Source organism: Micromonospora thermarum (assembly GCF_012034245.1).
Taxonomy (GTDB): Bacteria; Actinomycetota; Actinomycetes; order Mycobacteriales; family Micromonosporaceae; genus Micromonospora; species Micromonospora thermarum.
Window position 1 is genome coordinate 1 of the sequence record NZ_JAATEO010000043.1, and the last position, 13,175, is coordinate 13,175.

A 13,175-nucleotide genomic window follows, 5' to 3' on the forward strand; every position below is an offset into this window, starting at 1 on the left:
CGGTCGAGCACCTCGCGCAGGGCGTCCAGGTCCTCGTCGGTGGGCTGCCAGGCGCCCGCCTCGGCGTTGCCGCGTACCTGCTCGGGCGTGGTGGCGCCGGCGATCACCGAGGTCACCGCCGGCTGGGCGGCGAGCCCGCCGATGGCCACCTGGAGCATCGTGAGACCGCGCTCGGCGGCGTACGCCTCGATCGCCTCGATGGTGTCCCAGTCGGCGGCGGCGAGGCGCTGCGCGTACCGGCCGCCGCCGGCGAGACGGCTGCCGGCCGGCGGCGCCTGGTCCCGCTTGTACTTGCCGGTGAGCAGCCCGTTGGCGAGCGGGAAGAACGGCAGCATGCCGAGCCCGAACCGCTCGCACGCCGGGATGACCTCCGCCTCGACACCGCGCTCCAGCAGCGAGTAGTGGTTCTGCGCGGAGATGAACCGGGTACGCCCCTGCGAGCTGGCGGTCCAGTCGGCGTCGGCGATCTGCCAGCCGGCGAAGTTCGAGTTGCCCAGGTAGCGCACCTTGCCGGCGGTCACCAGGTCGTCCAGCGCGGCGAGCGTCTCGTCGATCGGCGTGCCCGGGTCGGGCTCGTGCATCTGGTACAGGTCGATGTGGTCGGTGCCGAGCCGGCGCAGCGACGCCTCCACGGCCCGCATGACGTAGCGCCGGGCCCCCCGGGCGCCGTGGTCGGGACCGTTGAGGCCGTGCATGTCCATGCCGAACTTGGTGGCGACGACCACGTCGTCCCGGCGCCCCTTCAGCGCCTGCCCGATCAGTTCCTCGGAACCGCCCTGCGGCTCGCCGTAGATGTCGGCGGTGTCGAAGAAGTTGATCCCCGCGTCGAGCGCGGCCTCGACCACCGCGCGCGTGCCGTCGAGGTCGAGCTTGCGGCCGAAGTTGTTGCAGCCGATCCCGACCACGGACACCACGAGCCCGGAGTCACCCAGCCGGCGGTACGTCATCTCAGTCACGAGATCCACCCTATTCCGGCGCGGATCACGCCACGTCCCAGACCGGCTGGGGTGTCTCCACCACCTCACCGTCGCCCCGGAACAGCACGAACCGGTCGAACGAGCGGGTGAACCAACGGTCGTGCGTCACGGCCACGACGGTGCCCTCGAAGGCGGCCAGCCCCGCCTCCAGGGCCTCGGCCGACGCCAGGTCGAGGTTGTCGGTCGGCTCGTCGAGGAGCAGCAGGGTCGCCCCGGACAGCTCCAGCAGCAGCACCAGGAAGCGCGCCTGCTGCCCGCCGGACAGGGTGCCGAAGCGCTGGTCGCCCTGGCCGGCCAGCTCGTACCGGGACAGCGCCGCCATCGCCGCGTGCCGGTCCATGCCCGCGCGGTGCTCGTCGCCGCGCCACAGGATGTCGACCAGCGTCCGCTCCATCAGCTCGGGCCGGTCGTGGGTCTGGGAGAAGTGTCCCGGCCGCACGCGGGCGCCGAGCCGGGCCACCCCGTCGTGCGCGACCGGCGCGAGGGCCTCCGCGCCGTCCACCGGCCCGTTCGCCGGGTCGGGGTCGGTGCCGCCGCGGGCGAGCAGCCGCAGGAAGTGCGACTTGCCGGTCCCGTTGGCACCCAGCACCGCGACCCGGTCGCCGTACCAGATCTCCAGGTCGAAGGGGTAGGTCAGGCCGTCGAGCTCCAGCTGCTCGCAGATCACCGAGCGCTTCCCGGTCCGCCCGCCGGTCAGGCGCATCCGGATGTCCTGGTCCTTCGGGGGTACGGGCGGCGGCCCGGCGTCCTCGAACTTGCGCAACCGGGTCTGCGCGGCCTGGTAGCGGGAGGCCATCCCCGAGTTGTACGCGGCCTTCTGCTTGTACATGAGCATCAGCTCGCGCAGCTTCTGGTGTTCCTCGCCCCACCGCCGGCGCTGCTCGTCGAGGCGGTCGTGCCGGGCGACCCGCGCCTCGTGCCAGCTCGTGAAGCCGCCGGGGTGCACCCAGGCGCTGCCGCCCTCGACGGCGACGACCCGGTCGGCGGTGTGGGCCAGCAGTTCCCGGTCGTGGGAGACGTACAGCACCGACTTGCCGGATTCGCGGAGCCGCGCCTCCAGCCAGCGCTTGCCCGGCACGTCGAGGAAGTTGTCCGGCTCGTCGAGCAGCAGCACCTCGTCGGGGCCGCGCAGCAGGAGTTCCAGGGCGAAGCGCTTCTGCTGGCCGCCGGAGAGCGTCCGGACGGGACGGTCCCGTGCGGTGTCCCACGGCAGGTCGAGCACGATGGTGGCGACGGTGTCGAAGAGCACCTCGGCGTCGTACCCGCCGGCCTCGCCCCAGGCGGCGAGCGCGTCCGCGTACGCGAGCTGCGCCTTGCCGGCGGCGGTGCTGTACTTGCCGCGCACCTCGGCCGCCCGCATGGCCGCCTCGGTCTCGGCCAGCCGGCGGCCCGCGTCGCGCAGGGCCGGCGGGGCGAGCGAGAGGGCCATGTCAGCGAGCGTCGACTCGTCGCCGATCATCCCGATGAACTGGCGCATCACGCCGAGCCCCCCGGTACGCGCGATCGCGCCGCGCTTCACCGGCAGGTCACCGGCGACCATCCGCAGCAGCGTCGTCTTGCCCGCGCCGTTCGGCCCGACCAGCGCGACCTTGGCGCCCTCACCGACCCGGAACGACACGTCGGCGAAAAGCTCCCGGCCATCGGGCAGGATGTGTCCGACCGCTGCCACGTCCACGTATCCCACGCCGGCATCCTGCCCGAGCGCCCGGCGGGGGCCAACCGATTACCTGGTGACCCGCAGCACCCGGTAGCCCTTCTGGCTGGCGTGCCGCTCGACCTGCCAGCCCTGCTCGGTGAGCCAGCGGTGCAGGGAGTCGCCGCCGAGGTGCCGGGCGACAACCAGCCAGGCGGCACCGTCCGGGGCGAGCCTCGGTAGCCAGCGCAGCAGCAACTGGTGCAGCTCGTCCTTGCCGATCCGGATCGGCGGGTTGGACCAGATCTCGGCGAAGGTCACGTCGGCCGGTACGCCGTCCGGCGGCGCGACGCGCACGCGGTCCGCCGCGCCGACCCGGGCGGCGTTGGTCGCCGTGAGCTCGCGCGCCCGCTCGTTGACGTCCACCGCCCAGATGGTGGCCGACGGTGCCGAGGTGGCGAGCACGCAGGTGATCGGTCCGAAGCCGCAGCCGAGGTCGAGCAGGTCGCCGGTGGTGCCGGGAGCCGGCAGCTCGGCCTTGCGCAGCAGCACCGCGGTGCCGGGGTCGAGGCGGGCGGCGGAGAAGACCCCGCCGGAGGAGGCCAGGGTGTAGTCGCGTCCGGCGACGGAGAACTCGACCTCGCGCGGCTGGGCGGCCGTCGCGGGTTCCGGGGTGAAGTAGTGGTCGCCGGTCACACGCGCGATTCTTCCACCGGCTCACGGAGGGCATGGCGACACCCCGCGTCGTCGCATTTTCCCATTATTACCCCCTAAAGGGACAATACCTCCTACTCTAGACGACATGGTGTATCGGTACGAGTCCGATGAGGACGCATTCGTGGAGTACCCGGAGCACGGGTCCGACCTGTCGGTGCTCGGCCCCGGTTCGCCTCCCCCGGCGGGGCCCTCGCCGTCCCGCTTCCCCACCCCGTCACTGCCCCGGACCACCCGGGTGGCGCCGCCACCCGCCGAACCCGCCCGCCCGCCCGCACCCGAGCCGGCCCGCCCGCCGGCGCCCGAGCCGGTGTGGGAGCCGGCCCCCGCACCCGCCGCAGCGCCACCCCACGCGCCGGTCGACCCGTCGGCCGCGCCGGTCGCCGCACCCCCGCCTCGTCGGGGCGGCGGCCGCATGTGGCAGGTCGTGGTCGGCGGCACGGCGGTGCTCGTCCTGCTCGCGCTCTGCGGGCTCGGCGGTGCCGCCCTGCTCAGCGAGCGCGGCGGCGACCTCATCACCCCGCCGACCGACCAGCCCGCGGCGGCGGACAGCGCCGAGCCGGAGGCGAACGACCTGGACTCGCGGGACACCGACCAGGTGCCGCTGAGCGCCAAGGAGGTCTTCCCGGGCCAGCAGCTCGCCGTCACCGAGGGGCAGCCCGCCTACCGGGTGTTGAAGACGCAGTCCAGCGGCAGCTGCGCCGTCGCCGCCACCGGCGAGGTCGCCGAGTTGCTGGTCCGCCTCGGCTGCAACCAGGTGGTCCGGGCGACGTTGCGCACCGCGGACGGCGACCATCTGGTCACCGCCGGCCTGTTCAACCTCACCGACCGGGCCAGCGCCGAACGCGCCCGCGACCGGATCCGGCAGGTGCTCGACGAGCGGCAGGGCCGGTTCCGGGGCATGGCCGCCGACGAGAAGTCCGAGGCGATCGCCACCGCCCCGGCCCGGGTCGGCTGGCAGGTACGCGGCCACTACCTCGCGTACGCCCTGGTGGCCCGGTCCGACGGCGAGCCCGTCCGCTCCGGCGACACGAAGGTCCGCGAGATCCTCTTCGACATGATCGAACTGCACCTCAACCAGGGCGTGCTGGAGCGCAGGGCGGACGGCGGCGTGGCCGCCCAACCCACCGCCGACCCCGACGACGGCACCGGCTCCCAGGACTGACGACGGCCGGCGCGGGTGCGGGGCCGGCCGGCCGCGCGCCCGCGCCGCCGTGCGCTCAGCCCTCCAGCGGTACGCGCAGCCGGCGGGTGAGGTCCGCGCGGCGGGCGTACTCGGCCGGGTCCTCGGGGTAGCCGACGGCGACCAGGGTGAGCCCGTGCGCGGGGGCGACCGTCACCTCACTGGCCCGCTCGCGACGGCTCAGCAGGCCGGCGGGCCATTCGGCCGGCCGCCGGCCGTCCCCGGCGGCCAGCATCGCGCCGACCAGGCTGCGCACCATCGCCTGGCAGAACGCGTCGGCCTGGACGGTGGCGACGAGGATGCCGTCCGGATCCCGCCGCCAGTCCAGCCGGGTCACCTCGCGCAGCGTGGTGGCGTTCTCCTTCCGCCGGCAGTACGCGGCGAAGTCGTGCTCCCCCACCAGTCCCGCCGCGGCGGCGGTCAGCGCCGCCAGGTCGAGCGGCCTCGGCCAGGCGAGGGTGTCGTGCCGGCGCAGCGGCTCCGCGCCCCAGGGCGCGTCGGTGACGCGGTACTCGTAACGCCGGAACGTCGCCGAGAACCGCGCGTCGAAGTCGAGCGGCACCTCGGCCATGGCCCGGACCCGCACGTCGGTGGGGAGCAGCCGGGTGAGCCGGCGCAGCAGCCGCCCCTCGTGCTGCCGCCAGACGTCCGTCGGCAGGTCGACGTGGCAGACCTGCCCGGTGGCGTGCACCCCGGCGTCGGTCCGGCCGGCCACGGTGAGGCCGGTCGCGGTCCCGGCACCGAGCACCAGGTCGAGGGTCCGCGCGAGGACCCCGGCGACGGTGCGCCGCTCCGGCTGGGCGGCCCAGCCGGAGAAGTCGGTGCCGTCATACGAGACGTCCAGCCGCAGGCGGGTGCGCTCGTCCACTCGTACCTCCTGACGGGTCGGGCCCGGCACCCCCTCAGGGATGCCGGGCCCGATCGCGGCCTGACTCAGGCCTTGTCGTTCTCGCCGGCCTCGTCGCTGTCCTCGCGGGCGGCCGCGGTGTCACCCGACGCCGACACGGGCGCCTCGGCGTCCTGGTCGTTGTCGGCCGACTTCGGGGCCTCCTCAGCGGGGGCGAGCGCCTCGACCTTGTCCTGCTGGGCGGCCTTGCGGGCGGCGGTCTTCTTGTTCGCCTTCGGCTCGGCGACCTGCAGCTCCTCGACCAGCTCGATGATCGCCATCGGTGCGGCGTCACCCTTGCGCGGACCGGTCTTCACGATCCGGGTGTAGCCACCGTTGCGGTTGGCGTACCGCGGCGCGATCTGGTCGAACAGGGCGTAGACCACGTCCTTGTCCTTGACGACGGCGAGCACCCGACGCCGGGAGGCCAGGTCACCGCGCTTGGCCTTGGTGATCAGCTGCTCCGCGAGCGGACGCAGCCGCCGGGCCTTGGTCTCGGTGGTCTGGATCTTGCCGTGCTGGAACAGCGACGTGGCCAGGTTGGCCAGCATCAGCCGCTCGTGCGCCGGGCTGCCGCCGAGGCGGGGACCCTTGGTGGGCGTGGGCATTCTCGGTGCTCCTCGTTTATCCTCAGCCGCGCTTACAGCTGCTCAGTCTCGCGGTAGTCCTCGGTGTCGTAGTCGGCCTCACCGAAGGCGTCCACGACGTGCGCCGGGTCGAAGTTCGGGGCGGAGTCCTTGAGCCCCAGACCCATCCCGGCGAGCTTCATCTTGACCTCGTCGATCGACTTCTGGCCGAAGTTGCGGATGTCGAGGAGGTCGGCCTCGGTACGCCCGATGAGCTCACCAACGGTGTTGATGCCCTCGCGCTTGAGGCAGTTGTAGGAGCGGACGGTGAGGTCCAGCTCCTCGATCGGCAGCGCCAGGTCCGCCGCCAGCTGGGCGTCCTGCGGGGACGGCCCGATGTCGATGCCCTCGGCGGTCTCGTCCAGCTCCCGGGCCAGGCCGAAGAGCTCGACCAGCGTCGAACCGGCGGAGGCCAGCGCGGTGCGCGGGCCCATCGACGGCTTGGTCTCGACGTCGATGATCAGCCGGTCGAAGTCGGTCCGCTGCTCGACACGGGTCGCCTCGACGCGGTACGTCACCTTCAGCACCGGCGAGTAGATCGAGTCGACCGGGATCCGGCCGATCTCGGCGCCGGCCTGCTTGTTCTGCGCCGCCGTCACGTAGCCGCGACCCCGCTCGACGGTCAGCTCCATGTCGAGCCGGCCCTTGCCGTTCAGGGTGGCGAGCTTCAGATCCGGGTTGTGCACCGAGACGCCAGCCGGGGGCTGGATGTCACCCGCGGTCACGTCGCCCGGGCCCTGCTTACGCAGGTACATGCTGACCGGCTCGTCGTGCTCGGAGCTGACGCACAGCTCCTTGATGTTCATGACGAGCTCGACCACGTCCTCCTTGACCCCGGGGATCGTGGTGAACTCGTGCAGCACACCGTCGATCTTGATCGAGGTCACCGCCGCGCCGGGGATGGACGACAGCAGCGTCCGGCGCAGCGAGTTGCCCAGGGTGTAGCCGAAGCCCGGCTCCAGCGGCTCGATGGTGAACCGGGACCGGGTCTCGTTGATCGACTCCTCGGAGAGGGTCGGTCGCTGGGAGATGAGCATGTCTTCTCTTCTCTTCCGGGGCGCCCGCCATATGACGCCCACGACACAAACTGTTCCGGTGGCCCGCCCTGGAGGGCGGGCCACCGCAACGAGCTCTTACTTGGAGTAGAGCTCGACGATCAGCTGCTCCTGGACCTGGGTGTCGATCACCTGGCGGGCCGGGAGCGAGTGCACGAGGATCTTCATCTGGCTGGGGATCGCCTCCAGCCAGGCCGGCACGGACCGGGAACCGGCCTGAGCCTGCGCCACCAGGAACGGGGTGAGCTGCTTGCTCTTCTCCCGGACCTCGATGATGTCGTGCTCCTTGACGCGGTACGACGGGATGTCGACCTTCTTGCCGTTCACCGTGAAGTGACCGTGCTTGACCAGCTGACGGGCCATGTCCCGGGACCCGGCGTAGCCGGCCCGGTAGACCACGTTGTCCAGCCGCGACTCGAGGATCTGCAGGAGGACCTCACCGGTCTTGGCCTGCTTGGCCACGGCCTCCTCGTAGTAACCGCGGAACTGCTTCTCCAGCACGCCGTACACGCGGCGGGCCTTCTGCTTCTCACGGAGCTGGAGCAGGTACTCCGTCTCCTTGGTACGGCCACGGCCGTGCTGCCCGGGCGGGAACGGCCGGGACTCGAACGGGCACTTCGGGCCATCGCACTTGCTGCCCTTGAGGAACAGCTTCATCTTCTCCCGCCGGCAACGGCGGCAGTCAGCACCGGTGTAACGAGCCATCTCTCTCTAACCTCTCAGACCCGGCGACGCTTCGGCGGACGGCACCCGTTGTGCGGCTGCGGGGTCACGTCGGAGATCTGACCGACCTCCAGGCCCACGGCCTGCAGCGAACGGATGGCGGTCTCCCGGCCGGAGCCGGGGCCCTTGACGAACACGTCGACCTTGCGCATGCCGTGCTCCATCGCCCGACGCGCGGCGGCCTCGGCGGCCAGCTGCGCGGCGAACGGGGTCGACTTGCGGGAGCCCTTGAAGCCAACCTGGCCCGCGGAGGCCCAGGAGATGACCGCACCGGTCGGGTCCGTGATGGACACGATGGTGTTGTTGAAGGTGCTCTTGATGTGCGCCTGCCCGTGGGCGACGTTCTTGCGTTCCTTGCGCCGGACCTTCTTGACGGCGGCTCCGGCACGAGCCTTCGGTGGCATAAGTCTTCTGCGCTCCTATTACTTCTTGCCGGGCTTCTTCTTGCCGGCGACGGTCCGCTTCGGGCCCTTGCGGGTACGGGCGTTGGTCCGCGTCCGCTGGCCACGAACCGGCAGACCCCGGCGGTGCCGGATGCCGGCGTAGCAGCCGATCTCGACCTTGCGGCGGATGTCCGCGGCGACCTCGCGGCGCAGGTCACCTTCAACCTTGTAGTTGGCCTCGATGTGGTCGCGGAGCTGCACGAGCTCCTCGTCCGTGAGGTCCCGGGCGCGCTTGTCCGGCGAGATGCCGGTGGCGGCGAGCGTCTCCAGGGCGCGGGTGCGACCCACGCCGAAGATGTAGGTGAGCGCGATCTCCATCCGCTTTTCGCGGGGGAGGTCCACGCCGACTAGACGTGCCATGTGCGGGCGTACTCCTCGTGGTGTTCTGCGGAGGTGTGGACCCGTCCCACCCCGCTACCGACCGGCCCCTGTCCTTCCGGCGCCTGTCAGCGCCGGCGACCGGGATCGGTCGCTGCCCGAGCGGGCCCCGGCCTCCGACCGGGGGTCGACCACGATGAGGTACGCGCTGCGCACTCCCGCGGCTGGGACGAGCATGTGATGTGTTGTGTCTGGATCTGCGGCCCGGACCGGTTGTCGACCGGTCGCGGTGTCGCGACCGGCCGGACGGTTCAGCCCTGGCGCTGCTTGTGGCGCGGGTCGGTGCAGATGACCATGACCCGGCCGTGCCGGCGGATCACCCGGCACTTGTTGCAGATCCGCTTGACGCTCGGCTTGACCTTCACGGTTGCCTTACTTCCCATCTGGCCCGGCGACGCGGTGTTCGCGACTCCGGGCGACGAAGACGGACACGGGACTCACCCGGCCGCCGTCAGGCTTACTTGTAGCGGTAGACGATGCGCCCTCGGGTCAGGTCGTACGGCGAGAGTTCGACGACGACCCGGTCCTCCGGCAGGATGCGGATGTAGTGCTGCCGCATCTTGCCGCTGATGTGAGCCAGCACCTTGTGACCGTTCGCGAGCTCCACACGGAACATGGCGTTCGGCAGGGGCTCGATGACCCGGCCCTCGATCTCGATGGCTCCGTCTTTTTTCGGCATGTCCTCCGCTGTCCTGACGTCGGTTACTCCGGACGGCCCACAACGTCTTACACGGGATGACTGATCGAGATCAGATGGCCCGCGCCAGCCGCGGCTCCGACACCCACCGAAGCGCAGGGTGGGCATGCCGGAGTGGACGCTGTGCGCCGATCAGAAAGTGTACGCCCGCCTGCGCGCCGTCGCCAAACCGACCGCCCATTACCGGCGCTGCGAACAGAATGAACCGGACGTTCAGCCGGATTCGCCCGGAAGTTCCCTGGTCTCCCGCCGCGCGGCCCTCCGCTCCCGCTTGCGGGCCCGCTTCTCCCGCCGCCGCCGGCGGCGCCGCTCCCGCTCGGCCGCCCAGCGCGCCGGCTCCCCCGACGTGATCCCGAGCACAGTGCGGACCAGCAGCACCGCTCCCCACGGGCCCGCCACCCACCCGGGCCAGAAGTAGAGGACATCCCAGGCGAACAGCGACGTCACCGCCCAGATCGCCACCACGATCGGGACGACCTTCAGCCACGGCTCCCACACCTCCGCGAGCCACCCGGCGACGACCGGTCAGGCCCCGACGGCCGGCACCCCGGCCGGCCCGGTCGTCCCGACGGGCTCGGCCAGGGCGTTCCCGCCGAGGCCGCCGCGCCGGCCGGCGCCGGCAGGTCCGCGAGCAGCGCGTCGAGTTCGCCGTACGTGCGGGCGGCGTACGCCTGCTGGAGGCGCTCGTCGTACTCGTGCAGGTCCAGGCGCCCCTCGTCCACGGCCGTCCGCAACCGGTCGGCGACCGCCTGCCGGTCGGCGTCGGCGGCGCGCATCCCGTCCCGCCCCTGCATGCGTTCCAGCATGCCACCGGCACGCCACCCGCCGCGATCAGCGGAGCCGGCCGGGTCAGGCCGGCGAACCGAGCCGGGCGGGGTCAGGCGATCGGGAGCCGGGGCGAGGTCAGGCGGCCGGGGCCGGCTGGCGGGCGGTGACCAGGTCGCCGAGGCGCTCCCGGCCGCCGTCCGGGGCGGTGAGCACCCACACCCCGTCGGGCAGCAGCGCCATCGTGTGCTCGACGTGCACCGCCATCGACCGGTCCCGGGTCACCACGGTCCAGCCGTCGGCCAGCTCCACCGTACGGGGCGAGCCCAGGGTGATCATCGGCTCGATGGCGAGGGCCATGCCCGGCACCAGCCGGGGCCCCTTGCCCGGGCGCCCGTGGTTGAGCACGTGCGGGTCCTGGTGCATCTCGGTGCCGATGCCGTGGCCGCCGTACCCGTCGACGATGCCGTACCGCCCGGCCTTGCGGACCGCCGTCTCGACGGCGTGGGAGATGTCGGTGAGCCGGCCCTTGCCACTGGCAGCGCCGCGGGCGGCCGCGGCGATGCCGGCCCACATCGCGTCCTCGGCGACCGCGGCCATCGTCAGCAGCGCCGGGTCCACCTCGCCGACGCCGACGGTGATCGCCGCGTCGCCGTGCCAGCCGTCCAGTACGGCGCCGCAGTCGATCGAGATGAGGTCGCCGTCCCGGAGCACCTGCCTGGGCGACGGGATGGCGTGCACCACCTGCTCGTTGACGGAGGAGCAGATCGAGGCGGGGAAGCCGTGGTAGCCCTTGAAGGAGGGGATCGCCCCGGCCTCGCGGATGGTCGACTCGGCGATGGCGTCCAGGTCGGCGGTGCTGACGCCGGGCGCGACGGCCTCGCGCATCCGGCGCAGCGCCTCGGCCACCACCAGCCCCGCGGCCCGCATCTTCTCGATCTGGTCAGGGGTCTTCAGCTGGATGTCCAGCTGGGGACGGCGCATCGGTCGTTACCTTTCCTGCCGAAGAGCGGGGCACGCTGTCGCGTACCCCGCTCCTCGCACTCTATCCACCAGGGGGTCAGCCGCCGTAGGAACGCAGGGCGTCGATGGCGCGGACGGTGACGTCCTCCACCGGCCCCGTGGCGTCGATCCCCACGAGCTTGCCCTGGGCGCCGTAGTAGTCGACCAGCGGCGCGGTCTTGTCGGCGTACTCCCGCAGACGGGTGGCGATGGTCTCCGGCTTGTCGTCGTCCCGCTGGAACAGCTCGGCGCCGCACCGGTCGCAGATGCCCTCGCGCGTGGTGGCGTCGAACTCCACGTGCCAGATCTTGCCGCAGCCCCGGCAGGTGCGCCGGCCGGAGAGCCGCCGGATCACCTCGTCGTCGTCGACGACCAGCTCCAGCACCAGGTCCAGTGCGGTGCCGAGGTCCGCGAGGAGCTTGTCCAGCGCGGCGGCCTGCGGCGTCGTACGCGGGAAGCCGTCGAGCAGGAAGCCCTCGCTGGCGTCCGGCTCGGCGAGCCGGTCCCGCACCATGTTGATGGTCACCTCGTCCGGCACCAGCTCGCCGGCGTCCATGTACCGCTTCGCCTCGACGCCGAGCGGGGTGCCCTGCGACACGTTGGAGCGGAAGATGTCTCCGGTCGAGATCTTCGGCACCGCGAGGTGCGCGGCGATGAACTCCGCCTGCGTGCCCTTGCCCGCCCCCGGCGGGCCAACCAGAACGAGTCGCATCTACCGCAGGAACCCTTCGTAGTTCCGCTGCATCAGTTGGCTCTCGATCTGCTTGGTCGTCTCCAGACCGACGCCGACCATGATCAGCACAGCGGTGCCGCCGAACGGGAAGTTCAGGTACTGCTGCTTGTCCAGCCAGATGAAGAAGAAGTTCGGCAGGATCGAGATGACGCCCAGGTAGAGAGCACCCGGCAGGGTGATCCGGCTGAGGATGAAGTCCAGGTAGTCGGCGGTCGGCTTGCCGGGGCGGATCCCCGGCACGAAGCCGCCGTACTTCTTCATGTTGTCCGCGACCTCGGTCGGGTTGAACGTGATCGAGACGTAGAAGTACGTGAAGAAGATGATCAGCAGGAAGTAGACCGAGATGTAGATCGGGCTGGTCGGGTCGACCAGGTTGTTCTGGATCCACGCCTGGGTCTTGCCGGGGTCCGTCTGGTCGAAGAACTGCAGGGCCAGCTGCGGCAGGTAGAGCAGCGACGAGCCGAAGATCACCGGGATGACACCGGCCTGGTTGACCTTGAGCGGGATGTAGGTCGAGGTGCCGCCGTACATCCGCCGGCCGATCATCCGCTTGGCGTACTGCACCGGGATCCGGCGCTGCGCCTGCTCGATGAAGGTGACCGCGGTGATGACGACCAGGACCAGCGCGATGACCAGGAGGAACTTGCCCCACCCGCCGGTCTGCTTGATCTGCCAACCCTCGCTGGGGAGACGGGCGGCGATCGAGGTGAAGATCAGCACCGACATGCCGTTGCCGACGCCCCGGTCGGTGATCAGCTCGCCGAGCCACATCACCACGCCGGTGCCGGCGGTCATCGTCATGACCAGGATGGTCAGGGTCAGCCAGTCCGGGATGCCCGTCCCCTCGGGGATGATCGGGAACTGGTCGCACTGGTTGTTGAAGAGCTGACCGGAGCGGGCGAGGGCGACGAACGCCGACGCCTGCAGGACACCCAGCCCCAGGGTCAGGTAGCGGGTGTACTGGGTGATCTTCGCCTGGCCGGCCTGGCCCTCCTTGCGGAGCTGCTCCAGCCGCGGGATCACCACGGTCAGCAACTGCAGGATGATCGACGCGGTGATGTAGGGCATGATGCCCAGCGCGAAGACCGACAGCTGCAGCAGCGCCCCACCCGAGAACAGGTTGAGCAGGTTCAGCACGCCCGTGGAGCCGTTCTCCAGGGTGTCGAGGCACTTCTGCACGTTGCCGTACGAGACGCCCGGGCTCGGCAGCGTGGCGCCGAGCCGGTAGATCGCGATGATGCCTACTGTGAACAGCAGCTTCTTGCGCAGGTCAGGCGTACGGAACGCACTGAGAAAGGCGGACAGCAACTTCTTCCTCCTGCGCGAGGCGGGCCGCCGGTGGTCCCTGGCGGATCGGGGT

At 71.4% G+C, this 13,175-nt stretch carries 15 protein-coding genes and 1 pseudogene; 1 reads left to right on the forward strand and 15 read right to left on the reverse strand.

The annotated features are described in order from the left end of the window. From HCJ94_RS26625 to HCJ94_RS26635, 3 genes are all read right to left on the reverse strand, one after another. On the reverse strand, positions 1-965 hold a 965-nt coding region (locus HCJ94_RS26625; protein WP_309227449.1), incomplete at its 3' end, for an aldo/keto reductase. Between the two features lie 16 nt (positions 966-981). Then, positions 982-2,661, reverse strand: coding sequence for an ABC-F family ATP-binding cassette domain-containing protein (locus tag HCJ94_RS26630; protein WP_168003789.1), 1,680 nt, complete (start codon positions 2,659-2,661; stop codon positions 982-984). Positions 2,662-2,700: 39 nt separating this feature from the next. After that, on the reverse strand, positions 2,701-3,306 hold the full coding sequence (locus HCJ94_RS26635) for a class I SAM-dependent methyltransferase (RefSeq protein ID WP_168003790.1): 606 nt from the start codon (positions 3,304-3,306) through the stop codon (positions 2,701-2,703). A 106-nt stretch (positions 3,307-3,412) separates the two neighbouring features. On the opposite strand from HCJ94_RS26635, the gene HCJ94_RS26640 reads away from it, so the two are divergent. Further along, positions 3,413-4,489 carry a hypothetical protein gene (locus HCJ94_RS26640; RefSeq protein ID WP_168003791.1) on the forward strand — a complete coding sequence of 359 codons (1,077 nt, stop codon included), beginning with the start codon at positions 3,413-3,415 and terminating at the stop codon, positions 4,487-4,489. A gap of 55 nt (positions 4,490-4,544) precedes the next feature. Here the strand turns inward: HCJ94_RS26640 and truA are convergent, their stop codons facing one another. The 12 genes and pseudogenes from truA to secY all read right to left on the reverse strand — a co-directional run bounded on the left by truA (position 4,545) and on the right by secY (position 13,123). Then, on the reverse strand, positions 4,545-5,375 hold the full coding sequence (truA, locus tag HCJ94_RS26645; protein ID WP_168003792.1) for a tRNA pseudouridine(38-40) synthase TruA: 831 nt from the start codon (positions 5,373-5,375) through the stop codon (positions 4,545-4,547). Between the two features lie 65 nt (positions 5,376-5,440). After that, a complete protein-coding gene (gene rplQ / locus HCJ94_RS26650) occupies positions 5,441-6,001 on the reverse strand; it encodes a 50S ribosomal protein L17 (RefSeq protein WP_168003793.1) in 561 nt (186 codons plus the stop codon). 32 nt (positions 6,002-6,033) lie between these two features. Further along, positions 6,034-7,056, reverse strand: coding sequence for a DNA-directed RNA polymerase subunit alpha (locus tag HCJ94_RS26655; RefSeq protein WP_155330245.1), 1,023 nt, complete (start codon positions 7,054-7,056; stop codon positions 6,034-6,036). Between the two features lie 96 nt (positions 7,057-7,152). Continuing rightward, positions 7,153-7,779 (reverse strand): 30S ribosomal protein S4, encoded by a 627-nt coding sequence (gene rpsD, locus HCJ94_RS26660; protein ID WP_091594961.1) that lies wholly within the window; start codon positions 7,777-7,779, stop codon positions 7,153-7,155. 14 nt (positions 7,780-7,793) lie between these two features. Further along, positions 7,794-8,201: a 30S ribosomal protein S11 gene (gene rpsK, locus HCJ94_RS26665; protein WP_007073011.1), complete on the reverse strand. Its 408-nt coding sequence runs from the start codon at positions 8,199-8,201 to the stop codon at positions 7,794-7,796. A gap of 18 nt (positions 8,202-8,219) precedes the next feature. Then, positions 8,220-8,600: a 30S ribosomal protein S13 gene (gene rpsM / locus HCJ94_RS26670; RefSeq protein ID WP_007073012.1), complete on the reverse strand. Its 381-nt coding sequence runs from the start codon at positions 8,598-8,600 to the stop codon at positions 8,220-8,222. 269 nt (positions 8,601-8,869) lie between these two features. After that, complete coding sequence (rpmJ, locus tag HCJ94_RS26675; RefSeq protein WP_012184307.1) at positions 8,870-8,983, reverse strand: 50S ribosomal protein L36; 114 nt, start codon at positions 8,981-8,983, stop codon at positions 8,870-8,872. A 92-nt stretch (positions 8,984-9,075) separates the two neighbouring features. After that, on the reverse strand, positions 9,076-9,297 hold the full coding sequence (gene infA, locus HCJ94_RS26680; RefSeq protein ID WP_007073013.1) for a translation initiation factor IF-1: 222 nt from the start codon (positions 9,295-9,297) through the stop codon (positions 9,076-9,078). Positions 9,298-9,528: 231 nt separating this feature from the next. Next, positions 9,529-10,109 (reverse strand): annotated as a pseudogene (locus HCJ94_RS31580) (DUF1707 SHOCT-like domain-containing protein). A 109-nt stretch (positions 10,110-10,218) separates the two neighbouring features. Then, positions 10,219-11,064, reverse strand: coding sequence for a type I methionyl aminopeptidase (gene map, locus HCJ94_RS26690; RefSeq protein WP_168003794.1), 846 nt, complete (start codon positions 11,062-11,064; stop codon positions 10,219-10,221). 76 nt (positions 11,065-11,140) lie between these two features. Further along, positions 11,141-11,794 (reverse strand): adenylate kinase, encoded by a 654-nt coding sequence (locus HCJ94_RS26695; protein ID WP_155330241.1) that lies wholly within the window; start codon positions 11,792-11,794, stop codon positions 11,141-11,143. Then, positions 11,795-13,123, reverse strand: coding sequence for a preprotein translocase subunit SecY (gene secY, locus HCJ94_RS26700; protein WP_168003795.1), 1,329 nt, complete (start codon positions 13,121-13,123; stop codon positions 11,795-11,797). Between the last annotated feature and the right edge of the window lie 52 nt (positions 13,124-13,175).

Bases quoted from the DNA above. Each gene is read 5' to 3' on its own strand.
- HCJ94_RS26640 (WP_168003791.1), top strand. From the start codon at position 3,413: ATGGTGTATCGGTACGAGTCCGATGAGGACGCATTCGTGGAGTACCCG.
- rplQ (WP_168003793.1), bottom strand. From the start codon at position 6,001: ATGCCCACGCCCACCAAGGGTCCCCGCCTCGGCGGCAGCCCGGCGCAC.
- HCJ94_RS26655 (WP_155330245.1), bottom strand. From the start codon at position 7,056: ATGCTCATCTCCCAGCGACCGACCCTCTCCGAGGAGTCGATCAACGAG.
- rpsD (WP_091594961.1), bottom strand. From the start codon at position 7,779: ATGGCTCGTTACACCGGTGCTGACTGCCGCCGTTGCCGGCGGGAGAAG.
- rpsK (WP_007073011.1), bottom strand. From the start codon at position 8,201: ATGCCACCGAAGGCTCGTGCCGGAGCCGCCGTCAAGAAGGTCCGGCGC.
- rpsM (WP_007073012.1), bottom strand. From the start codon at position 8,600: ATGGCACGTCTAGTCGGCGTGGACCTCCCCCGCGAAAAGCGGATGGAG.
- infA (WP_007073013.1), bottom strand. From the start codon at position 9,297: ATGCCGAAAAAAGACGGAGCCATCGAGATCGAGGGCCGGGTCATCGAG.
- map (WP_168003794.1), bottom strand. From the start codon at position 11,064: ATGCGCCGTCCCCAGCTGGACATCCAGCTGAAGACCCCTGACCAGATC.
- HCJ94_RS26695 (WP_155330241.1), bottom strand. From the start codon at position 11,794: ATGCGACTCGTTCTGGTTGGCCCGCCGGGGGCGGGCAAGGGCACGCAG.